The sequence below is a fragment of the Blautia coccoides genome (assembly GCF_034355335.1).
GTDB lineage: Bacteria > Bacillota > Clostridia > Lachnospirales > Lachnospiraceae > Blautia > Blautia producta.
The window spans coordinates 3,996,583-4,020,085 of sequence record NZ_CP136422.1 but is presented as its reverse complement, the minus strand read 5'-3'; the positions used below and the strand labels follow the sequence as shown (position 1 = coordinate 4,020,085).

The window sequence follows — 23,503 nt, the reverse complement described above, 5'->3', positions numbered from 1 at the left end:
AGCAGGATGCCTGTTTTTATGTGTACTAGGCAGGGTTGTAAAAGGTAAATACAAAAAGGTCGACTTGGTAAAATTACTATCCTGAGGAGAATGATATATTTTACCAACAGTGAATAGACAGAAAGCCGATATAATAAATATTTTTCATATAGGTTTTTTAGAAAACTATAAATGTGAAAACGATTAAAAAGCAATAAAAGATATGGATTCTTTGCTTTTGCTGTGCTATATTTACAATATATAATAGTGCAAAATACAATATAAGATGGTAAACGCGTGAAAATCCTATATTTTAAAGAAGTGGCAGACATTAGGAGAAAATTATACGAAAAGACCAGCACATCTTTAGGGTTGGGAGAGACGAAGCACAACCACTTTTCTTGTTTAAAATGGAGGAGGGGCAGTTATGTTCAAAAACGGGAAAAATATTTTATATTTATGTGTCTTTTCTTCGTTTCTGTCCGGATGTGTCGGTAATGCGGAATCTTCAAAAACAGAAAAAACAGACATAGAAACATCTGTAGCTGAATTTTACAAGACAGATTATGATTTTGAAGAAAGTTATATAAGATATGATGAACAGGGAAATGAATATGCACAAATGTATGTAAAAGGAACCGTTATCCGCAATCCTTTTCAGATACATATGAAATACTTAAATCCTAATTCTAAAATATTAGAAATGTATATGTATGGAGATGAAGCACATCCTGATAGGATTGCGCTCACGAATGATAGTGATGAATGGAAGAAAATAAATAGCGGTGTATACGCTCATGAATATGGTTACAGCCGTGTATTAAAATTTGAAAAGGACAGAGAAGAATCTATAAATGATAAAAAAACGCTTGTCTATACCACAAGCTACGTTGAAGACATGGGTAAAACATACCGCATGGATCAGGAAATCCCCTATACTATTTATCAGGAATATTATATGGATAAAGAAACTTTGCAGCTAGTCCGTATCATCACAGATACTACGGATGCACGTATCAAAAAAGAGATTGCGCAGATGTCTCAGATGGATAGTATTTCTGTTGAAGAGGCCGCTGAAAAGGTTGCAAATGATAAAAATATTAAAAATGCATCGTATAATAAAGAAATTTTGGATATCTATAATTATGGCAATGCAGCGAATCTATCTATACCAAATGTTCAATAAAAGTTATATAAAATGAAGGCTATCACATGAGGCCTCAAATTTTTAACTCTCATACATTGAATAAAATGTCAAAAGGAAGTGAGCTGATTAAATGTTCAGGGACAAAAAATCTTTAATATGCCGAATAATGTATGATATTTTTTTCTTGATCCCTGCATTTGTGGGAATTATAGTAATATATAATAAAAAATATGAGTATAGTGCTATTTGCTATCAGATTGCTATAACTATTTACGGTGTATTAGCAGTTTATCATACATTTAAAAGTATTTATTTGCTGTCAAGGAATGAGAAAACAGAAAAATTTCATAGTTCACTTATACGGCTTGGTTTCTGTCTTGTTTTTTTCGTTGATGCAGTCTTACATATATTGCTTCAGTATTAATAAGGTATACATATGAATAGAAAAAGAATGAAAAGGTTGCTGACAAATTTGCCGGCAGCCTTTTGCTGTGCCTATAGAAGAACTTTTTATGGTAATAGAAGAGTAATCAAAAACACGGGATAAAAAAGAAAATGCAGCAAAAAGCCTTTAAAATCAAAGAAAATTAGGCTTTTTGCTGCAAAAACTCTAAGCAGATAACGGGAATCGAACCCGCCTCTCCAGCTTGGGAAGCTAGCGTTCTACCGATGAACTATATCTGCATACATGTATTATATAACTGAGGAAATTAAAATATCCCAAACGTGCACCAGCCTGCGCGTGTTCCTCCGGGATATTCATATGTGTGAACCGAGACACCGCAGATACGGGTGTAACCGCACTCCTCCCGGAACTGATGCGTTGAAGATATTATAATCCAAAATATTTTTATTTGCAAGAGGATTTTTGAACTGTTATGGCTTATATAACGAAAAAGCATAGCAGAGAGCCTTATTATGCCTTGAAATATAAGCGAAAAAGGATTATCATAATTAAAATACTATAATGCGATAACATACGACAACTGTACGACAGGAGGAGAATCTCATGAACTATAAAATTGCATTGATCCCGGGTGACGGAATTGGACCGGAAATTGTGGCAGAGGCTAAAAAAGTGCTGGATAAGGTCTGTGAAGTATATGGACACAGTTTTTCCTATGAGGAGGTACTGCTTGGGGGAGCTTCCATTGATGTGCACGGTGTGCCGCTGACTGAGGAAGCGATTAAGTCTGCCAAAGCTTCCGACGCGGTGCTGATGGGGTCCATCGGAGGGGATGCCAAGACATCACCCTGGTATCAGCTGGAGCCGTCAAAACGTCCCGAAGCAGGACTCTTAGCTATCAGAAAAGCGCTGAATCTGTTTGCAAACCTGCGCCCTGCTTATCTGTACGAGGAACTGAAAGGTGCCTGCCCCCTGAAAGAGGAAGTGATCGGTGATGGATTTGACATGATCATTGTCAGGGAGCTGACCGGCGGCCTGTATTTCGGTGAGAGGAAGACAGTAGAGGAAAACGGTGTGACAACAGCCGTAGACACTCTTACATATAATGAAAATGAGATCCGCAGGATTGCTGTCAAAGCATTTGATATTGCCATGAAGAGAAACAAAAAAGTCACAAGTGTGGACAAAGCCAATGTACTGGATTCCTCCAGACTCTGGAGAAAAGTGGTGGAAGAGGTGGCAAAGGATTATCCTGAGGTGACACTGGAACATATGCTTGTGGATAATTGTGCCATGCAGCTTGTGCATAATCCGGGTCAGTTCGATGTTATCCTCACAGAGAACATGTTCGGCGATATTTTGTCTGATGAGGCAAGCATGGTGACAGGCTCCATCGGAATGCTTTCATCTGCCAGCTTAAATGAGACAAAATTCGGTCTTTACGAGCCGAGCCACGGTTCTGCACCTGACATTGCAGGAAAAGGGATCGCCAATCCTCTGGCGACCATACTGTCTGCAGCCATGATGCTGCGCTACTCCCTGGATCTGGACAAAGAGGCGGATGCTGTGGAGGCAGCCGTGCAGAAGGTCCTTACAGAGGGATTCCGCACAGTGGACATCATGGCGGATGGTATGAAACAGGTGGGGACGATCGAGATGGGAGATCTGATCGCAGAGCGGATCTGAGAGCTGAACGAGAGTAACAGTTAAGCATCCGCTTATAATGGTGAAAATACAGAACAGTTACAAATAAGATCAAAAACGGACAATGGAATTCAGACAATAGAAAACAGACAACAGAAAGGATTGTGAAAGATATGAGAAGTGATGCAGTAAAAACAGGTATGCAGCAGGCACCGCACCGTTCCCTGTTCAATGCTTTGGGAATGACAAAAGAGGAACTGGAAAGGCCGCTGGTAGGTATTGTCAGCTCCTATAATGAGATTGTGCCGGGCCACATGAACCTGGATAAGATCGTGGATGCTGTAAAATTAGGTGTTGCCATGGCCGGCGGAACACCGATCATGTTCCCGGCTATTGCTGTCTGCGACGGTATTGCCATGGGACATACAGGAATGAAATATTCCCTGGTGACAAGAGATCTGATCGCGGATTCCACAGAGGCTATGGCTATGGCCCATCAGTTTGACGCTCTGGTCATGGTACCGAACTGTGACAAGAACGTACCGGGACTCCTTATGGCAGCAGCCAGGATCAATGTCCCCACCGTATTTGTAAGCGGCGGTCCTATGCTGGCAGGCCGTGTACATGGCCAGAAGAGAAGCCTTTCTTCCATGTTTGAGGCTGTAGGTTCCTATAGTGCCGGAACCATGACCGCAGAGGAAGTGGAAGAATTTGAAAATAAAGTCTGCCCAACCTGCGGCTCCTGCTCCGGTATGTACACTGCCAACAGCATGAACTGTCTTACAGAAGTGCTGGGTATGGGATTAAAAGGAAATGGAACCATCCCTGCTGTTTATTCCGAGAGGATCAAACTGGCAAAACACGCAGGTATGCAGGTAATGGAGATGTACAGACAGAATATCCGTCCGAGGGACATCATGACAAAAGACGCGATCATGAATGCCCTGACGGTTGATATGGCACTTGGATGTTCTACCAACAGTATGCTGCATCTGCCGGCAATTGCCCATGAAATCGGATGGGACTTTGACATTACCTTTGCAAATGAAGTGAGCGCAAAGACACCGAATCTCTGCCATCTGGCACCGGCAGGTCCGACTTACATTGAAGATTTGAATGAGGCCGGCGGTGTGTACGCAGTGATGAATGAGCTTACCAAAAAAGATTTGCTGAATCTGGACTGTATGACAGTGACAGGAAAGACTGTGGGCGAAAATATTAAAAACTGTGAGAACAGGAATTCAGAGGTTATCCGCCCGGTTGAAAATCCTTACAGCCAGACCGGAGGCCTTGCGGTACTCACCGGCAATCTGGCACCGGACGGCGGTGTGGTAAAACGTTCCGCAGTCTGTGAGGAGATGATGGTGCATGAAGGCCCTGCAAAGGTGTTTGAGTGTGAGGAAGATGCCATTGACGCCATCAAAGGCGGTAAGATCGTGTCAGGAGATGTAGTGGTGATCCGTTATGAGGGACCAAAAGGCGGTCCGGGAATGAGAGAGATGCTGAATCCAACCTCTGCAATTGCAGGTATGGGGCTTGGTTCCAGCGTGGCTCTGATCACAGACGGACGTTTCTCCGGCGCATCCCGCGGAGCTTCCATTGGACATATTTCTCCGGAGGCAGCCGTAGGCGGTCCCATCGCCCTTGTGGAGGAGGGAGATATCATCCGCATCAATATTCCGGAAAACAAGCTGGAGCTGGCTGTTTCAGAAGAGGAAATGGCAAGGAGAAAGGCTGCATGGCAGCCAAGAGAGCCTAAAGTAAATACGGGATATCTGGCACGCTATGCGGCTATGGTGACCAGCGGAAACAGAGGAGCTGTTCTGGAAATCCAGAAATAAAAATAAAAAAGAAAAGATAACGGTTGGGAGGATTTCAATATGCAGTTGACAGGAGCAGAAATAGTAATCGAATGTTTAAAAGAGCAGGGTGTAGATACCGTATTTGGTTATCCGGGCGGAACCATTCTGAACATTTATGACGAGTTATATAAACACAGTGATGAGATCCATCACGTACTGACTTCCCATGAGCAGGGCGCAGCCCACGCAGCGGACGGCTATGCCCGTTCTACAGGAAAAGTGGGGGTATGCTTTGCGACCAGCGGCCCTGGCGCCACTAATCTGGTGACAGGTATTGCCACAGCCCATATGGACTCTGTTCCTGTGGTTGCCATTACCTGTAATGTCGGCGTTCCCCTTCTGGGAAAAGACAGCTTCCAGGAGGTAGATATAGCCGGTGTTGTTATGCCTATCACAAAACACAGCTTTATCGTAAAAGATGTGAAGAAGCTTGCAAAAACCATCCGCCGTGCCTTTGTCATTGCAAAGAGCGGCCGGCCCGGTCCGGTCCTTGTGGATATCACAAAGGATGTGACTGCAGCCAAGACAGACTTTGAAAATGCAGTGCCAAAGCCTGTGAAACCCTCCGTAAGTGAGATTGAAGAGGCAGATCTGGCTAAGGCGGCAGAGATGATCCGGGAGGCAAAGCGTCCGTTCATCTTTGTGGGAGGCGGAGCCATTGCAGCTAATGCATGGGAGGAACTGCGCACTCTGGCACATAAGATCCAGGCACCTGTAACGGATTCCCTTATGGGAAAAGGCGCGTTCTCCGGAGAAGATGAATTGTATACCGGTATGCTGGGTATGCACGGAACCAAGGCTTCCAATCTGGGAGTGACAAAATGTGACCTGCTGATCACAATAGGCGCCAGATTCAGCGACCGTGTGACCGGCAATACAAGAAATTTTGCAAGAAATGCAAAGGTAATCCAGATTGATGTGGATGCAGCGGAAATCAATAAAAACGTGCTGGTTGACTGCAGCGTAGTAGGTGATGCCAAAGAAGTGCTGAAACGCCTGATCGATATGGTGGAGCAGGAAGAGCATAAAGAGTGGTTGGAATATGTAGAGGAGCTGAAAGCGAAATATCCTCTGCGCTACAACCAGGAAGGCTTGAGCGGCCCTGCCATCATTGAAGAAATCTATCGTCAGACAAAAGGTGATGCCATTATCGTCACAGAGGTAGGACAGCATCAGATGTGGGCAGCCCAGTATTATAAATACAAAGCACCCCGCACATTCCTCTCCTCCGGCGGACTGGGTACCATGGGCTATGGTCTGGGGGCGGCTATCGGCGCAAAGATGGGCAATCCCGATAAGGTGGTCATCAATGTGGCAGGAGACGGCTGTTTCCGTATGAACATGAATGAGATCGCAACAGCCACCAGAAATGATATCCCGCTTATCCAGGTGGTCATCAACAACCAGGTTCTCGGTATGGTGCGCCAGTGGCAGACTCTGTTCTATGAAGGCAGATATTCTAATACAGTATTAAAAGATAAAGTTGATTTTGTGAAACTGGCTGAAGCCATGGGTGCAGTGGGTATCCGTGTGACGAAAAAAGAAGAACTGCAGGAGGCTCTTGCAAAAGCGATTGAATTAAACACTACCGTTGTTTTGGACTGCATGATCGACAGCGATGACAAAGTATTCCCGATGGTACCGGCAGGCGCCAATATTGAGGATGCCTTTGACGAGGATGATCTGAAAGCGAAACAGAAATAATGTGTCTTTTTCAGAAAGACAAATGTTTTTATTGACAATAATATAACAAAGAGGTAGAATACTTCTTGTCAAGCAATTTATGCCACGTGTCCCTAAAAGGGGCATGTGGCGTGTTGTTGTTCAGCCGTTTGGCTTTTCAGCAGCAAATGCAGATAACCAGACTGTATTATAAGAGTAAAACAATAGAGGAGGAAACAACAAGTGAGCAGAGTTTATAACTTTTCGGCAGGACCGGCAGTGCTGCCGGAGGAAGTGCTGAAGGAGGCAGCAGCAGAGATGCTGGATTATAAGGGAACGGGCATGTCTGTTATGGAGATGAGCCACCGCTCCAAAGCTTTTGAGGATATTATACATACTGCAGAGGCAGATTTAAGAGAACTGCTGCATATTCCGGATAACTATAAAGTATTATTCCTGCAGGGCGGTGCCCATCAGCAGTTTGCCATGATCCCTATGAACCTGATGAAGAATAAAGTGGCTGATTACATTGTGACAGGCCAGTGGGCAAAGAAAGCATGGCAGGAGGCACAGAAGTACGGAACAGCCAACAAAGTCGCTTCCTCTGAAGATAAGACATTTTCTTACATTCCGGACTGTTCAGACCTTCCCATAAGCCCGGACGCGGATTATGTATATATCTGCGAGAATAACACCATCTACGGTACAAAATTTAAAACACTGCCCAATACAAAAGGCAAAACTCTGGTTGCGGACGTTTCCTCATGTTTCCTCTCCGAACCTATGGAGGTGGAGAAATACGGCCTTATTTACGGCGGTGCACAGAAAAATATAGGGCCTGCCGGTGTAGTGATCGCCATCATCCGCGAAGACCTGATCACAGAGGAGGTTCTTCCGGGAACACCGACGATGCTTACCTACAAGACACACGCAGATGCGGAGTCCTTATATAATACCCCCAACTGCTACGGCATCTATATGTGCGGCAAGGTATTCCAGTGGCTGAAGAGACAGGGCGGCCTGGAGGCCATGAAGAAGCATAATGAGAAAAAGGCCAAAATCCTTTATGATTTCCTGGATGCCAGCACAATGTTCAAAGGTACAGTGGAACCGGATTCCCGTTCCCTTATGAATGTGCCGTTTGTCACAGGTGATAAAGATTTGGACGCGAAATTTATCAAAGAAGCCACAGCCGCAGGCTTCGTGAATCTGAAAGGACACAGGAGTGTAGGCGGCATGCGTGCCAGCATCTACAATGCCATGCCTATAGAAGGTGTGGAGGCCCTGACTGCTTTCATGGAAAAATTTGAAAAGGAGAATGCTTGATCATGTACAGATATCACTGCTTAAATCCAATTTCCAGCGTAGGACTGGAGCACTTCCCCGCCAAGTATGAGAGCACAGACAATATGTCTGATGCAGATGCCGTGCTGGTGAGAAGTGCAAATATGCATGAGATGGAGCTGCCAAAGAATGTGGTTGCCATAGCCAGAGCCGGCGCAGGTGTCAACAATATTCCGTTGGAGGAGTGCGCAAAGGACGGTGTGGTGGTCTTCAACACACCGGGAGCAAATGCCAATGGTGTAAAGGAAATGGTCATTGCCGGAATGCTGCTGGCCTCCAGGGATATTGTGGGAGGCATTGAATGGCTGGAGCACCAGGATGCCACAGAGGACATTGGAAAACTGGCTGAGAAGAAGAAAAAGCAGTTTGCCGGCTGCGAGATCAGCGGAAGGAAGCTGGGAATCATAGGCCTTGGCGCTATCGGTGTAAAGGTGGCCAATGCTGCGGTACATCTGGGAATGGAAGTATACGGATATGATCCGTTTATCTCCGTGGACGCAGCGTGGAACCTTTCCAGAAGCATTCACCACATCAATGATCTGAACGTGATCTACAAAGAGTGTGATTATATCACCATCCATGTGCCGCTGATGGAATCCACAAGGAAAATGATCAGCGCTGATGAGATCGCCCAGATGAAAGAGGGCGTTGTCCTTCTGAATTTTGCAAGGGATCTGCTGGTGGATGAGGAAGCTCTGGCAGAGGCTCTGAGAGAGGGAAAAGTCAAAAAGTATGTGACAGACTTTGCAAACCCTCTAGTGACCAGCACACCAAACACTCTGGTAACACCCCATCTGGGAGCATCCACAGAGGAGTCAGAAGACAACTGTGCTGTGATGGCCGTAAGGCAGCTTATGGATTATCTTGAAAGTGGAAATATCAAGAATTCTGTGAATTATCCGGACTGTGATACAGGGGCTTGTATAGATGTGGGAAGGGTGACCATTAATCACAAAAATATTCCCAACATGATCAGCCAGTTCACAAAGGTTCTGGGTGACGCAGGAGTGAATATCTCCAATATGACCAACAAGAGTAAAGGCGATTTTGCTTACACCATGATTGATGTGTCCACACCAATTTCCGGCGAAGTTGCAAAAGAGCTGAAAAATATCCACGGCGTTTACCGCGTGCGAATTGTAAAATAAAAGAAACGTGAAAAGCTGTTCTTCGATCCTCTTCACATAAAAAAGTGGAGGGGACGAAGATAAGTGCGGACCATATCTCTAATGGCTCGGTGTTATCTTGAATACGTTCCGTGACTGCTTCCTGTGGAAGATTACGTGTAGGCAGTTCTGTCTCGTCTGAGTCTAGTACATTCAAAATCAATATATGTTCTTTCATTTCATAAAACCCCCAAATTACAACAATTAATTTTTCTGCTGAAAGTTCCTGACTGCTAAGAGCATAAATAGTCATACCTATGATCCAGGTTTATTTTATATTAAACCACACCTTTTATTGTATAAGAGTGGTGCGGTTTAGTATTATTGATTTATTCTTTGTCATCGGATATAATATACTAAACCACACCGTGATTAATAAATTTTAGTGTGCTTTGATAGAGGTGAAATAATGTTTGAACAAAAAGATATTAGAGTCATTAGGGATATATTCTCAAGGTACAATTATGTTATGACAACAGCTGAACTAAAGTCAGCAAAACTATATTATGCAGATATTCAGCGGCTTATGGAAGAAGGCCTGATAGAAAAAGTTAAATGGGGTTACTATCATTGGATTGAAGCATTTGGCGGCAGTGAGGTCATAATCATAAACAAACTTTTTCCCGATGCAGTTCTTTGTATGGAAACAGCTTTGTTCTATTACGAATACAGCGATAGAAATCCTACTGAATGGAATCTTGCAATTGACAAAAATGCTTCCAGACAGCGTGTAAAAATAGATTATCCTTTTGTCAAGGCATATCGTACTGAAAATGTACTACTTCCGATTGGCGAGACAAGAGGAGAGATAGATTCTATTGAAGTTCGCATCTATGACCGTGACCGTACAATCTGTGATGTATTACGAAACATGAATAGAATGGACAAAGAAATTTTTAACAAAGCAATCCAGGGTTATGTAAAAGATTCCAAAAAAAACATACCGAATCTTATGCAGTATGCAAAAGCCCTGCGAGTACAAAAACGAGTAAAAGATTTGATTGGAGTGTGGTTATGATGGCTGACAAGGCGGCATCCGTTCTTGCGAAACTTAAAAATAAAGCAAAAACTTCTGGTATCAGTTATCAGCAATGCCTGCAGCTTTTTGTGCAGGAGGAATTTTTGAGGAAACTTTCAAAGTCGGAGTATGAGGAAAATCTTATCCTCAAAGGTGGACTGTTCATTTATACACTTACTAATTTTGAAAGCCGACCTACAATAGATGTGGATTTTCTTCTTCGGGCAGCATCTAATTCCATTGAAGATGTCAAAGATATGATCGACAAGATAATCAATACGCCGACAGGTAATGAATACATTTCTATGATTGCCAAAGGATTTGAGGAAATTTCACCACAGAGGAAATACCATGGTATCAGCGCACAGATTATCGCTCAGATAAAAAATGTGCGAGTCCCCTTCAATGTTGATATAGGTTTGGGTGATATTATTGTGCCAAAGGCAGAACAGCGTAAAATCAATACACAGCTTCCAGATTTTGAAGAACCTCTTATCCAGACTTATTCCCTTGAAAGCACCATTGCAGAAAAGTTTGACGCAATTCTTCAGCGGTTTGAATTAACGGGGCGGATGAAAGATTTCTATGACATATTCTATCTGGCAGGAACTTTTGATTTTGACGGAGCGAAGTTGCAAGCCGCTATTTATGAAACCTTACAACGGCGTGGCACGCCATATGATAAAGACAGCTTTAAACATGTTGCTGCACTTGCCCATGTTGAGGATATGCAGAAGCGGTGGAAATATTTTTTGAAGAATATCAAAGAGGATACACTTGAGTTTTCGGCAGTCATTAATGTAATACAAAATTTTCTTGAACCTGTATTGGATACAATTATGAATGAGGAAGATTGGCAGCAAGAATGGAGAAGTAATATGAGCAGATGGTCAAATATGAAGGGGGCTATGGAACACGACAAAAGCAACTGATTTTTAATAATGCCATAAGGGGAAATCCCTTATGTGAAGTTCCCCTTGATTCGTTTTTTTGTTGCAATTCAGCCTTTCGGCTTCATAGCAGCAAAAGCGTGCATACGGACTGCAAAAAACCGCAGTCCGGCGCGTGGCTGCCTCGGGATTGCCTTGCAAGTGCAAGGTACCACCTCGTGGGACAGTGGAAGGCTGAACTGTTACGTATTTTTCTATTATTGTGTCTATTTCATTGTATTTTTAGACTATATACGGTATAATTTTACTATGGCGTTATAAAATGGCATGAATGTGTAACAGTTCAGACAGGTTTGTGCGCTTACTGCGTTGACCATATGAACAGGTAGTGCCAACAGTCATCCAGTCTATCGTGAAGTGATTTTAATGACCGGATGTGCAGCAGTCCGGCTTGTCCGAACTACTGCATCAATATATTTGGGGTGTGAAAATGAGCAGAAAAATGAAAAAACCGGAAACATTCATACAGAAGAGAGTACGCGGTGCAAAACGGGTAAAATCTTTCTGCGGTGCACTTAGAAGAAACCGCAGACGGCTGGGAAAGGTATTCAATGGTGTCTGCGAGATCGCTGCCCGTGTTATGGAGAAAAAATTATAAAGGAGAGCTGATAATGGCGGTAATAAAACCATTTTGTGCAGTGCGCCCTCAGGAAAACCTGGCTTCAAAGGTGGCCGCACTGCCTTATGATGTATATAACAGAAAAGAGGCGAAAGAGGAGACAGAGAAAAATCCATATTCCTTCCTGAAAATCGACCGGCCGGAAACACAGTTTCCGGATGATACGGATATGTACGCGCCGGAAGTGTACAAAAAGGCAAGAAAGATATTCTGGAAAATGATGGAAGATGGGGAGTTCCTGCAGGATGTGGACCCGAACTTTTATCTCTATGAGCTTACCAGAAACGGACATGTACAGACCGGGATCGTGGCATGCGCATCTATTGATGATTATCTGAATGGGGTGATCAAAAAGCATGAGAATACCAGGGTTGAGAAGGAACAGGACCGCATTCGTCATGTAGATGTATTGGAAGCGCAGACAGGTCCCATCTTTTTGGCTTACCGCGCAAATGCGGATTTCAGACATTTGATGGAGGTTAAGAAAAAAGATTTCCCCATATTTGACTTTGTGTCAGAAGACGGGATCCGTCACAGAGGCTGGATGATCTATGAGTCAGCCATGACCCACAAAATAGAAAAAACATTTCAGTCCATGGACAGCATATATATTGCGGACGGTCATCACAGGGCGGCTTCGGCTATCAAGGCAGGGCTAAAGCGGCGGCGGGAGAATCCCAATTACACAGGCAGGGAGCCTTTTAATTATTTCCTGTGCACCCTGTTTGCCGATGAGGAACTGGAAATTCTGGATTATAACCGTGTAGTAAAAGATCTGAACGGCAATTCAAAGGAGGAGTTCCTGGAGAAAATAAAGGAGCGCTTCCAGGTGTCAGAACCGGGAACAGAGGCGGTTTCTCCCCGGGAAAAGGGAGAATTCGGCATGTATCTGGAGGACAGATGGTATAAGCTGAACATTAAGGATACATACCGCTCGGAGGATGTGGTGGATGGGCTTGATGTGGCCCTCCTTCAGAATAATCTGCTGGAACCTGTGCTGGGGATTCGGGAGCCTGCAAAAGATCCGCGCATTGACTTTATAGGAGGGATACGGGGACTGGATGAGCTGGAAAAGCGTGTACACACGGACTGTAAGGCAGCGTTTTCCATGTATCCGACTTCCATGAAGGAGCTTTTTGCCGTGGCGGATGCAGGCAGGCTCATGCCGCCAAAATCTACTTGGTTTGAGCCAAAACTCAGAAGCGGATTGTTTATTCACAGGATATAAATTATGAAAGAGCATTTATTTGACAGTATTGACTGTCTGGAAGCAGGAGAATCCCTTGACAGGCAAACCCTCACAGCGCTGATCGAGGGGCGGGATGAGAAGCTTGCCGGATATCTGTTCGGCAAAGCAGCGAGGATGCGGGAAAAATATTACGGAAACCGCATTTACATCAGAGGACTGATCGAGTTTACCAATTACTGCAAAAACGACTGCTACTACTGCGGGATCCGAAAAGGAAACCGCAGGGCGGAACGTTACCGTCTGGGCAGGGAAGAAATTATGGAGTGCTGCCGGAAAGGTTATGCCCTTGGGTTCAGGACCTTTGTGCTCCAGGGGGGCGAGGACCCCTGGTATACGGATGACAGGATCACAGAGCTGGTCATGTCCATAAAAAAGGAATACAGTGACTGTGCGGTGACACTCTCTGTGGGGGAAAAGGAGAGGGAGAGTTACCAGAGATTTTTTGATGCAGGGGCAGACAGATATCTGCTCAGGCACGAGACTGTGTGCGAGGAGCACTACGGCACGCTGCATCCGCCCTCCATGTCCTATGCCCACAGGCAGGAATGCCTGAGGAGTCTAAAGGACATTGGATTTCAGACAGGATGCGGCTTTATGGTGGGAACTCCCGGACAGACACCGGAGAATCTGGCAGATGAGCTGATATTTTTAAAGGATTTTCAGCCTGCAATGGTGGGGATCGGGCCTTTCATTCCCCACAGGGATACTCCTTTTGGGAATAAGGCTCCGGGGAGCGCAGAGCTTACTCTGTACCTGCTGGGACTGATTCGGCTGCTGCTTCCCAAAGTCCTGCTTCCCGCCACAACTGCTCTGGGCACCATTGCCGGCGACGGACGGGAGCGGGGGATACTGGCAGGGGCCAATGTGGTCATGCCGAATTTATCGGCTTCCCTGGTACAGGGAAAATACGAACTGTACGACCATAAAATCTATACAGGCGCAGAAAATGCCGCCGAACTGGAACTTCTTCGCAGCCGTATGGAGAAAATCGGCTGTGAAGTGACTGTAGACCGGGGGGACACCAAAATGGAAACCCGGTAAAGAGAAAAGGAGAGGGTAAAATGAGTTACGATCCGAAATCACTGAAAGCAGAGGAATTTATTTCCCATGAAGAAATCCAGGAGACACTTGCCTACGCTGAGGCAAATAAGCACAATGAGGCGCTTATTGACCAGATCCTGGAAAAGGCAAAGCTTCGCAAAGGACTGACCCACAGGGAAGCTTCTGTACTGCTGGACTGCGACATCGAGGAGAAAAACCAGGAGATCTACAAACTGGCTGAACAGATTAAAAAGGATTTCTACGGGAACCGGATTGTTATGTTTGCGCCCCTTTATCTGTCCAATTACTGTATCAACGGCTGTGTATACTGTCCTTATCACAGGAAAAACAAGCATATAGCCAGGAAGAAACTGACCCAGGAGGAGATCATAAAAGAGGTAACAGCGTTGCAGGATATGGGGCACAAGCGCCTTGCTCTGGAGGCAGGTGAGGATCCTCTCAATAACCCCATTGAATATATCCTGGAGAGCATTAAGACTATTTACAGTATCAAGCATAAAAACGGCGCTATCCGCCGCGTCAACGTAAATATAGCGGCTACCACAGTGGAGGATTACAGGAAATTAAAAGAAGCCGGTATCGGCACCTATATTCTTTTCCAGGAAACCTATCATAAAGAGAGCTATAAAAAGCTTCATCCCACAGGGCCGAAGAGCAATTATGATTATCACACAGAGGCCATGGACAGAGCCATGGAAGGCGGCATTGACGATGTAGGTCTGGGCGTACTGTTCGGACTGGAGTTGTACCGCTATGAATTTGCAGGTCTTCTCATGCATGCGGAACATTTAGAGGCGGTCCACGGTGTCGGGCCTCATACCATCAGCGTTCCGAGAGTAAAGCACGCGGACGATATTGATCCCTCTGCCTTTGATAACGGCATTGACGATGATATATTCGCAAAACTGGTTGCCTGTATCCGTATCGCAGTGCCTTATACAGGTATGATCATCTCCACGAGAGAGAGCAAAGAATGTAGGGAAAGGGTACTTCACCTGGGTATTTCCCAGATAAGCGGTGCATCCAGGACAAGTGTGGGCGGTTACAGTGAACCGGAACCAGAGGATGAGAATTCCGAGCAGTTTGACGTGTCGGATAAGAGAACCCTGGATGAGGTGGTGCACTGGCTGATGGATATGAAATACATCCCCAGCTTCTGTACGGCGTGCTACAGGGAAGGAAGGACTGGAGACAGGTTTATGAGTCTCTGTAAGACAGGACAGATCCAGAACTGCTGCCATCCCAATGCACTGATGACGCTGAAGGAGTTTCTTATGGACTATGCAAGCCCTGAGACAAGAAAGATTGGGGAGGAACTGATCCAGTCAGAGCTTGTGAACATCCCAAGAGAGAGAACAAGGGAGATTGTTGTGGAGCGCCTGGCAAAGATTGAGAATGGAGAGAGGGATTTCCGTTTCTGAGAGGAGGATACACATGAGTCTCAATGCATCACCCTCTGCAAACCGGGTACATATCAGCTTTTTCGGACGCCGCAACACCGGAAAGTCCAGTCTGTTAAATGCGGTCACAGGACAAGATATGGCAGTGGTATCATATGTGAAGGGCACCACTACCGATCCGGTCCAAAAAGCTATGGAGCTTCTTCCCATAGGCCCTGTTCTGCTCATTGACACGCCGGGGATGGATGACGACCAGGAAGGCCTTGGGGCGCTTCGGGTAAAAAAGGCGGAGCAGGTACTTCACAAAACAGATGTTGCAGTCCTGGTTGTGGAGGCAGGGAAAGAGTTGGTTCCTATGGAACAGCAGCTCATAGAGCTTTTTGAAAAGAGAGAGCTGCCGTATCTTGTGGTCTTCAACAAAGTAGATCTGCTGGCAGAGGAAAGAAAACCAAAGACAGACCATGAAATCTATGTAAGTGCCCGGAAAGGCATTCATATCTTTGAGCTGAAAGAGAAACTGGGGAGCCTTGCAAAAGAAGGACAGGAGCGTCCCCTGGTAAAAGATCTGGTATCACCGGGAGACTTTGTACTCCTGGTGATACCCATTGACAAAGCGGCTCCAAAGGGAAGGCTTATACTGCCCCAGCAGCAGGTGATCAGAGAACTGTTAGACACAGGGGCGGTTCCCCTGGCAGTACAGGATGACAGAGTAGGGGAGGTGCTTGGACGCCTTGGGGAAAAGCCGCGGCTTGTCATTACGGACAGTCAGGTGTTCGGGAAGGTGGACAAAGCGGTCCCGGCTGAGATACCTCTTACCTCTTTTTCCATTCTCTTTGCCCGGTATAAGGGAATCTTGTCCGGGGCGCTGGAGGGCGCTTATGCACTTGACAGCCTGAAGGACGGGGAGAAAGTATTGATCAGTGAAGGCTGTACGCATCATCGGCAGTGTAACGATATCGGCACTGTGAAGATGCCGGGCTGGATTGAAAAACATACGGGAAAAAAGCCGGAGTATGTATTTACATCGGGAACCGGATTTCCGGAAGATCTGACTCCGTACCGGCTGGTAATACACTGCGGCGGCTGCATGCTGAATGAGCGTGAAATGCAGTGGCGCAGAAATCAGGCCGGCTCCCAGGGAGTGCCCATGACAAACTACGGCATAGCTATTGCGCATATGAACGGTATTTTGCAGCGGAGCCTGGAAATATTCCGGTGATCAGTATATATGCGGGAGGGCAGCCGAATGGAATTCGTTTCGATCGATGAGACAAACCGGGAATGCGTCAATGAATTTATAGAGAGCCAATGGCCCACAACAGAGATGGTCATTCGCGGAAAAATTGTGGATATGACCCGGACAGAGGGTATTGTTGTCCGGGAAAAAGGAAATATTGTAGGACTTCTGACGTATCTGATCAGAGACGGAATCTGTGAGATCATATCCCTGGACAGCCGTCAGGAGGGACGTGGGATCGGGAGAACACTGATCGGGAAGGCAAAGGAGACAGCAGTCAAGAGAAAATGCAGAAGGCTGACGGTTATCACAACAAATGATAACATCCAGGCAATCCGCTTCTATCAGCGCTGTGGATTTGATATGTCCCATCTGTATCACAACGCGCTGAACTATTCAAGAAAGCTGAAACCGGAGATTCCTCTGATCGGGGCAAATGGAATCCCTCTGATGCACGAGATAGAATTTGTGATGGATTTGCAGCCTTAATGTTACTTCGGAGAGCGGAGGAGAAGGGTATGACAGAACAGGAAATGATAGTGCCGCTCATTGTGGTAGAAAAACCATGATTTTTAGACAGAACAGAAAAAGGACATTCCGGCAGCCGAAAACGGTTATCGGAATGTCCTTTTCCATTGGCTGCTGTAAAGCATTTTCATGCCTTACAGCAGTAAGTTTTTATACAGCAGTATTGACTATGATCTACAGCTCCGCAAATAAGCCAAGTTCAGTTCTGTGAAAGCTCAGTTCTGTGAGCAGTGATCCATAGCAGTAATTAATAGCTGTCATTGTGCAGAAGTTCGTGTTCTTTTCCTTTTAATAAGGTATCATACAGTGACATGACAAGGGGGTTCTCGTCGGCCTTTCGGATACTGGTAACATTGTCTGCTTTGTAGAGTCCGTCTTTTCTGGCGGCTTTCGTGCGATCACCGGCTCTCGGCGGCTGGCCGCCTCCCATGATACATCCACGGCGGCATGCCATGATCTCAACAATGTGATAGTGAGCTTCGCCGCTCTTGATCCTCTCCATGACAGTCTGGGCATTTGCCAGTCCGCTGGCTACACAGACATTCAGCGGGATGCCTTTGTAGGTGACGGAGAATTCCTTGATTCCCTCCTCACCGCGGGCACCTGTCTCGGCTACGGTATCCATAGTTGCTTTGTCGTGTTTGTCCGCAAAACGGCGGAGCATAGCTTCTGTCACACCACCGGTTACGCCGAAGATAACGCCGGCGCCGGATCCGAAACCGAAAGGCATATCACAGGCTTCCGGGATCAGAGTCGGGAATTCAATACCGGAGTTCTTGATCATACGGATCAATTCTGTAGTCGTGATGACAATATCCGTGTTCTGCTCTCCATGGGTAAAGCTGTTGGGACGGATGGCCTCCATCTTCTTTGCTGTACACGGCATGATGGACACAACAACCGTCTTTTTGCCCTGGTTTTTCTCATATCCTCTGTAGTATTCTTTGATGACTGCAGAGAACATTTCCTGAGGTGAACGGCAGGTGGAGAGATTATCCTTATATTCCGGATACTGGTCACAGAGGAATTTTACCCATGCAGGGCAGCAGGAGGTGAACAGGGGCAGTTTTGAACTGTCACCCAGGCGCTCCAGAAATTCCTTGGATTCCTCCATGATCGTCAAGTCAGCGCTGAACGCTGTATCGTAAACCTCATCAAATCCCATGCGGTGCAGAACAGCCACCAGTTTGCCCATGACACTGTTTCCTTTGTCCAGGCCAAAGGCATCCCCAACTGCCACACGTACAGCCGGCGCTACCTGGGCCACGACTCTGGTACCCGGGTCGGCAATGGCATCCCATACTTCATCCATATGAGTCTTGATGCTGATGGCACCTGTGGGACAGTAGATACGGCACTGGCCGCAGCTTACGCAGTCTGTCTCGGCCAAAGTTTTATTGAAGGCAGGCATAGCCATGGCATCTGTTCCGCGGAAGGCGAAGCCCAGTACGCCCAGCCCTTGGATCTCTGAACAGGCACGTACACAGTCGCCGCAGAGAATACATTTGTTAGGGTCCCTGACAATAGAGGGAGAGCTGGTATCTAAGGGACGGATTTCCCTTGTATTCTGGAAACGCACATCCGTGATATTCATTCTGTGGGCTAAGTCCTGCAGTACACATTCGCCGCTCTTTACACAGGTGGTACAGTCACGGCAGTGGGCGGAGAGAAGAAGCTCCACGATCAGTTTTCTGTATTTTTTAATTCTTCCGGAATTGGTATAGATGACCATTCCATCTCTGGGAACCTCTGAGCAGGAGGCAAAAGTACGTCCCCTGTCATCCTCCACAGTACAGAGCCGGCAGGCGCCGAAGGTGGAAACCTCAGAGTGATAGCAGAGTGTCGGAAGATTGATTCCGGCTTTCCGGATGACGGAAAGCACATTCTTTTCATCGGTAAATTCAACTTTTCTACCGTCAATCGTCATAAATCCCATATTAAAACCCTCCTATGCTTCCACGTAAATGGCATCAAAGGCGCAGTTGTCTTTGCAGGCACCGCACTTGATACACAGTTCGTTGTCAATATGATAAGCTTGCTTGCGCACGCCGGTGATCGCTCCAACTGGACAGTTCTTTGCACATTTGCCGCAGCCTTTGCAGAACTCAGGATTAATAAGGAAACGGCGCATAGCAGTACAGCATTTGGCGGCACACTTGTGTTCTAGAATGTGCTCCTCGTACTCATTGCGGAAGGTTTTTAAAGTGCTGATAACAGGAAGGGGGGCGCTCTTGCCCAGACCGCACAGAGCCATATTCTTAACCATGGCAGCCAGCTCTTCCAGGGTGTCAAGATCCTCGATCTTTCCTTTATCGTCTACGATGCGTTCCAGGATCTCCAGCATACGTTTGGTTCCCTCACGGCAGGGAACACATTTTCCGCAGGATTCCCTCTGGGTAAAGCTCATGAAGAAACGGGCAACCTCCACCATACAGGTATTCTCGTCCATGACAACCAGTCCGCCGGAACCCATGATGGCATCGTATTTTTTAACACTGTCAAAATCCAGGCCTACATCCAGGTGTTCAGCCGTGAGACATCCGCCGGAAGGACCGCCGATCTGTACGGCTTTGAATTCTCCGCCGCCTTTGATGCCGCCGCCGATATCATAGATCATCTCACGCAGTGAGGTTCCCATGGGAACTTCGATCAGACCGGTGTTCTCAATAGAACCGGTGATGGAGAAGGTCTTCGTTCCGGGGCTGCCCTCTGTTCCGATGGTGCGGAACCAGTCAGCGCCTTTCATGACAATACCGGGAACATTGGCAAAGGTTTCTACATTGTTCAGAACCGTAGGTTTGGCCCAAAGTCCCTGGTCAACAGTTCTGGGCGGTTTTACACGGGGCATGCCTCTGTCGCCTTCAATGGAGGCAGTCAGAGCAGAGCCCTCGCCGCAGACAAAGGCTCCGGCGCCGCGGTTGATATGCATATGGAACGAGAAATCAGTTCCCAGGATATTGTCTCCCAGCAGGCCTTTTTCCTCGGCCTGTGCTATGGCGTGTGTGAGCCGTTCCACAGAGAGCGGATACTCCGCACGCACATAAATATAACCGTCCTGTGCATTGACTGCATAGGCGGCAATGGTCATTCCTTCGATGAGACGGTAGGGATCCCCTTCCATAACGCTTCCATCCATGAATGCGCCCGGGTCACCCTCGTCGCCGTTACAGACAACATAGTGTTCTTTTACGTCTGTGTGGGCGGCCACCTGTTTCCATTTTTTGCCGGTGGGGAATCCGCCGCCGCCTCTTCCGCGCAGACCGGATTTGTCTACCTCGTCAATGACGTCTTTTGGAGACATATCAAAAAGGGCCTTTGACAGAGCGCTGTAACCGCCGGAAGCTATGTATTCATCCAGAGATTCCGCGTCAAAGCGTCCGCAGTTTTCCAAAGTGATCCTGGTCTGCTTGGCAATGAATGGGATATCATCCGGTGTGGGGAAGGATTCCTCGCCCTTTTTGTAGAACAGGCGTTCCACAGGTTCTTTGTTCAGGACGGTGCGTTTAAAGATTTCCTCACAGTCGTCCATCTGTACCTTTACATATTGATAATGCAGGGGTTCGATCCGCATCAGGGGTCCAAGTTCACAGATACCCTGGCAGCCGGTCTTCACAACTCCGATGTGAGGAACATGGCCTTCAAATTCTACGGAAACACCGGGCATGTCCTTACAGAGTTCCTGCATTCTTTCGTAAATTTTCTGTGAGCCGGTAGCAACACAGCCGGTTCCGGCGCAGATCAGGATACGGCATTCAAAAGAATCAATCTGTTTCCGGGCGGCCTCCTGCTCTTTTTTCAGAGACTCTCTGTTTTCGATAATCATACGCTATCACCTCTCAATTCTGTGAGTAATTCCAATGCTTTTTCCGGCGTCATGGTCGGGTGTACTTCATTGTTCACGGTGAGTGTAGGAGCCAGCCCGCAGGCACCCAGGCAGGAAACGGTTTCCACAGTGAAAAGCATATCATCTGTGGTGTGTTTTTTCTTGCTCAGGCCCAGCTCTTTTTGAAGGGCTTCCAGAATGGGCATGGATTTGCGGACATGGCAGGCAGTTCCGTCACAGACTTTGATAATGTACTTTCCTTTTGGTTCAAAGGAAAAGTTTTCATAAAATGTGGCAACACTGTAGGCTTTGGCCTCTTTTACCCCTATTTCTTTTGCCACGTAGGTCAGTAGTTCGCCCGGCAGATAACGATATTCTGCCTGAATGTCCTGCATGATGGGAATCAGTGCACTTGGCCTGCGGCCGTAATGGCTGATGATTTCGTCCGTCTTCTGGTAGTAGCTCTTGTCAAGCATTCAGATACCTCCTTTAGATTTGATCATTCATGACAACAGAAAGTTCACAATAGGTGCTTTCTGTTGTTTACAGTACACTTCCGCATGTGCATTTGGGTATTATTGCACATATACCTGTCCTCTAATTATATAATGATAAGAGGAAATACACAATAAAATTTTTGAAAAAAACACAAAAATATACAAATTAGTTAATGGTTTGCCGCAGTTCACAATCGTTGTTCTGTGATGTGTTTTTCTGCGCCTGCCCACGAAAATCCTAGTAACTACAGCGAACAGGTGCGGAAAGGGGACGGAAAAAGCAGTGGTCTTTGGGGAGACTGGCATTTGGTTCTGCGAGGCTAAGCGGAAGGTTCTACGAAATCCACGATTTACGCAGACTTAGGCGAGAACGTAAGTGAGCGCCTTAGTCGTAGTTAATCGTTAGTTCGGAGGTTCTGGAGTCTCGAGCAGAACCAAATGCCAGTCTCCCCAAAGACCGCTGCTTTTTCCTGGTTTTCGCGAACGGAAGGTGAGTGATTAACGGGGCGGCTTTCATTGCATATAGCTTATCATATGGCGTTCGCTGTAGTAATAGAGTATGTTTGAAAATTCATTTCGATAATCTGCACACTTTAATGCAGGTGGATTTATTTATTTTACGCTTGACTTAAACTAACAGTTGTTAGTATAATGAGGACTAACAACTGTTAGTAAAATTGCCAAAACAGGAGAAAGCTATGAAAACAAGAGAAAAGATATTGAAGGAAGCTCTTATCCTTTTTTCGGAACGGGGATTTCACGCGGTTTCCGTGCGGGATATAGCCAAAGCTGTAGGGATAAAAGAGAGTTCCCTTTACAACCATTTTAAAAATAAGCAGGATATCTTTGACAGTATTGTGGATATTCAGTGGGAGAACGCAAAGGCATATTTCCGGGAGAAGGAGCTGCCCTTTGCGCCAGAGGAGAAAAAAGACGTTTTTATTGAGTGGGATTTTGACAGGCTGTCAGAGAAAGTATTGTCGGTCTTTTCCTTTTTCTTTGAAAATGAGGAAAACGTAAGGTATCGGAGACTTTTGATCTTAAGCCAGTATGAATACCCCAGGGCAAAAGAAATTTATATACAATTATATAGGAATTATATGCTGGAATTTCAGAGCAGCCTGTTTTTGTCTCTTATGGAGGCAGGCGTGCTGGAAAAAAGAGATCCAGATAAACTTGCCCTGGAATTCTACGGTCCTGTTTTTTTGCTGCTACACACCTGTACAGGGCTTGAGGAGGCAAAACCTAAATTTGTGGAACATTTGAGACAATTTGTGGAAGTATATGGAAAGAAAGAGGAGAGCAGATGAATATTTTGGTGGTATACAGTTCAAAGACCGGATTTACAAAGAGATACGCCCAGTGGATCCAAGAAGTGGTCCCCTGTACCTGTGTGGAGGCGAAAGAGGCGGAGAAGCTTGAAATTGGGAACTATGATGTGATTTTGTATGGAGGCGGTTTCTATGCGGGAAAGATTCATGGCGTGGAATGGTTGAAAAGCAGACTGCCAATACTGGAGGGAAAGCGGACGGCAGTTTTTGCCACAGGCGCAACACCTCCCGAGGCCCCGGAAGTGGAAAAGGCCATAGCACAGAATTTCACAGAGGAAGAATTAGGGAAAATTTCCTGTTTTTATCTGCGAAGCGGTATTAATTATGAAAATATGGATTGGAAAAGCCGGATGATGATGAAGGTTTTTGCGAAAATGATGGAAAAGAAAAAAGACAAAACAGAGCAGGAAAAGGAGATGGCATCCCATCTTGGAAGCTCTTTTGACGCTGCGGACAGAACATATCTGGAACCGCTGCTTGGATGGATCCAGAAGAGATAGAGGGAGAGGACACCGGACGGAGAAAAGAGTGTGTCTGTTTTCATTGACAAAGAAGAACTGCCTGTGCTAGTATCAAACA

The 23,503-nt window shown here is 46.2% G+C and carries 19 protein-coding genes and 1 tRNA gene; 16 read left to right on the top strand and 4 right to left on the bottom strand.

Features of this window, described 5'->3' with window-relative positions; all coding sequences use genetic code 11:
- Nucleotides 1–406 precede the first annotated feature (406 nt).
- A complete protein-coding gene (locus tag BLCOC_RS18080; protein WP_115622968.1) occupies nucleotides 407–1,165 on the top strand; it encodes a hypothetical protein in 759 nt (252 codons plus the stop codon).
- A gap of 574 nt (nucleotides 1,166–1,739) precedes the next feature.
- Here the strand turns inward: BLCOC_RS18080 and BLCOC_RS18075 are convergent.
- Nucleotides 1,740–1,810: transfer RNA gene (locus BLCOC_RS18075), tRNA-Gly, on the bottom strand.
- A gap of 325 nt (nucleotides 1,811–2,135) precedes the next feature.
- On the opposite strand from BLCOC_RS18075, the gene leuB reads away from it, so the two are divergent.
- From leuB to BLCOC_RS18010, 13 genes are all read left to right on the top strand, one after another.
- Entirely contained in the window at nucleotides 2,136–3,218 is a 1,083-nt protein-coding gene (leuB, locus tag BLCOC_RS18070; protein WP_018596439.1) for a 3-isopropylmalate dehydrogenase, read from the top strand.
- Nucleotides 3,219–3,349: 131 nt separating this feature from the next.
- Nucleotides 3,350–5,017, top strand: coding sequence for a dihydroxy-acid dehydratase (ilvD, locus tag BLCOC_RS18065; protein ID WP_115625438.1), 1,668 nt, complete (start codon nucleotides 3,350–3,352; stop codon nucleotides 5,015–5,017).
- A gap of 39 nt (nucleotides 5,018–5,056) precedes the next feature.
- Nucleotides 5,057–6,742, top strand: a complete 1,686-nt coding sequence (gene ilvB, locus BLCOC_RS18060; protein WP_115622966.1) for a biosynthetic-type acetolactate synthase large subunit — start codon at nucleotides 5,057–5,059, stop codon at nucleotides 6,740–6,742.
- Nucleotides 6,743–6,943: 201 nt separating this feature from the next.
- Entirely contained in the window at nucleotides 6,944–8,026 is a 1,083-nt protein-coding gene (gene serC / locus BLCOC_RS18055) for a 3-phosphoserine/phosphohydroxythreonine transaminase (RefSeq protein ID WP_115622965.1), read from the top strand.
- A 2-nt stretch (nucleotides 8,027–8,028) separates the two neighbouring features.
- Nucleotides 8,029–9,192: a phosphoglycerate dehydrogenase gene (locus BLCOC_RS18050; RefSeq protein WP_018596435.1), complete on the top strand. Its 1,164-nt coding sequence runs from the start codon at nucleotides 8,029–8,031 to the stop codon at nucleotides 9,190–9,192.
- 427 nt (nucleotides 9,193–9,619) lie between these two features.
- On the top strand, nucleotides 9,620–10,228 hold the full coding sequence (locus tag BLCOC_RS18045; RefSeq protein WP_115622964.1) for a type IV toxin-antitoxin system AbiEi family antitoxin domain-containing protein: 609 nt from the start codon (nucleotides 9,620–9,622) through the stop codon (nucleotides 10,226–10,228).
- Entirely contained in the window at nucleotides 10,228–11,160 is a 933-nt protein-coding gene (locus BLCOC_RS18040; protein ID WP_115625437.1) for a nucleotidyl transferase AbiEii/AbiGii toxin family protein, read from the top strand. Before BLCOC_RS18045 ends, BLCOC_RS18040 begins: the two co-directional genes overlap by 1 nt.
- A gap of 448 nt (nucleotides 11,161–11,608) precedes the next feature.
- Nucleotides 11,609–11,776 carry a hypothetical protein gene (locus BLCOC_RS18035; RefSeq protein WP_018596434.1) on the top strand — a complete coding sequence of 56 codons (168 nt, stop codon included), beginning with the start codon at nucleotides 11,609–11,611 and terminating at the stop codon, nucleotides 11,774–11,776.
- Between the two features lie 13 nt (nucleotides 11,777–11,789).
- Entirely contained in the window at nucleotides 11,790–13,025 is a 1,236-nt protein-coding gene (locus BLCOC_RS18030; protein WP_115622963.1) for a DUF1015 domain-containing protein, read from the top strand.
- A gap of 3 nt (nucleotides 13,026–13,028) precedes the next feature.
- On the top strand, nucleotides 13,029–14,087 hold the full coding sequence (gene hydE, locus BLCOC_RS18025; RefSeq protein ID WP_115622962.1) for a [FeFe] hydrogenase H-cluster radical SAM maturase HydE: 1,059 nt from the start codon (nucleotides 13,029–13,031) through the stop codon (nucleotides 14,085–14,087).
- A gap of 20 nt (nucleotides 14,088–14,107) precedes the next feature.
- Nucleotides 14,108–15,529, top strand: a complete 1,422-nt coding sequence (hydG, locus tag BLCOC_RS18020; protein ID WP_018596431.1) for a [FeFe] hydrogenase H-cluster radical SAM maturase HydG — start codon at nucleotides 14,108–14,110, stop codon at nucleotides 15,527–15,529.
- A 13-nt stretch (nucleotides 15,530–15,542) separates the two neighbouring features.
- Entirely contained in the window at nucleotides 15,543–16,727 is a 1,185-nt protein-coding gene (gene hydF, locus BLCOC_RS18015) for a [FeFe] hydrogenase H-cluster maturation GTPase HydF (RefSeq protein WP_115622961.1), read from the top strand.
- Nucleotides 16,728–16,754: 27 nt separating this feature from the next.
- Nucleotides 16,755–17,234 (top strand): GNAT family N-acetyltransferase, encoded by a 480-nt coding sequence (locus BLCOC_RS18010; RefSeq protein ID WP_115622960.1) that lies wholly within the window; start codon nucleotides 16,755–16,757, stop codon nucleotides 17,232–17,234.
- Between the two features lie 286 nt (nucleotides 17,235–17,520).
- Here the strand turns inward: BLCOC_RS18010 and BLCOC_RS18005 are convergent, their stop codons facing one another.
- Genes BLCOC_RS18005 through BLCOC_RS17995 form a run of 3 tightly spaced genes read right to left on the bottom strand, consistent with a single transcriptional unit; the run spans nucleotide 17,521 to nucleotide 21,572 of the window.
- Nucleotides 17,521–19,209, bottom strand: coding sequence for a [FeFe] hydrogenase, group A (locus BLCOC_RS18005; protein ID WP_115622959.1), 1,689 nt, complete (start codon nucleotides 19,207–19,209; stop codon nucleotides 17,521–17,523).
- 12 nt (nucleotides 19,210–19,221) lie between these two features.
- Nucleotides 19,222–21,096 carry an NADH-ubiquinone oxidoreductase-F iron-sulfur binding region domain-containing protein gene (locus tag BLCOC_RS18000; protein ID WP_115622958.1) on the bottom strand — a complete coding sequence of 625 codons (1,875 nt, stop codon included), beginning with the start codon at nucleotides 21,094–21,096 and terminating at the stop codon, nucleotides 19,222–19,224.
- Nucleotides 21,093–21,572 carry an NADH-quinone oxidoreductase subunit NuoE family protein gene (locus BLCOC_RS17995; RefSeq protein WP_018596425.1) on the bottom strand — a complete coding sequence of 160 codons (480 nt, stop codon included), beginning with the start codon at nucleotides 21,570–21,572 and terminating at the stop codon, nucleotides 21,093–21,095. Before BLCOC_RS17995 ends, BLCOC_RS18000 begins: the two co-directional genes overlap by 4 nt.
- A 719-nt stretch (nucleotides 21,573–22,291) precedes the next feature.
- On the opposite strand from BLCOC_RS17995, the gene BLCOC_RS17990 reads away from it, so the two are divergent.
- The gene (locus BLCOC_RS17990; protein WP_115622957.1) at nucleotides 22,292–22,903 is read left to right on the top strand and encodes a TetR/AcrR family transcriptional regulator; all 612 of its coding nucleotides are present in this window, start codon (nucleotides 22,292–22,294) and stop codon (nucleotides 22,901–22,903) included.
- Nucleotides 22,900–23,424 carry a flavodoxin domain-containing protein gene (locus BLCOC_RS17985; protein WP_115622956.1) on the top strand — a complete coding sequence of 175 codons (525 nt, stop codon included), beginning with the start codon at nucleotides 22,900–22,902 and terminating at the stop codon, nucleotides 23,422–23,424. Before BLCOC_RS17990 ends, BLCOC_RS17985 begins: the two co-directional genes overlap by 4 nt.
- Nucleotides 23,425–23,503 lie beyond the last annotated feature (79 nt).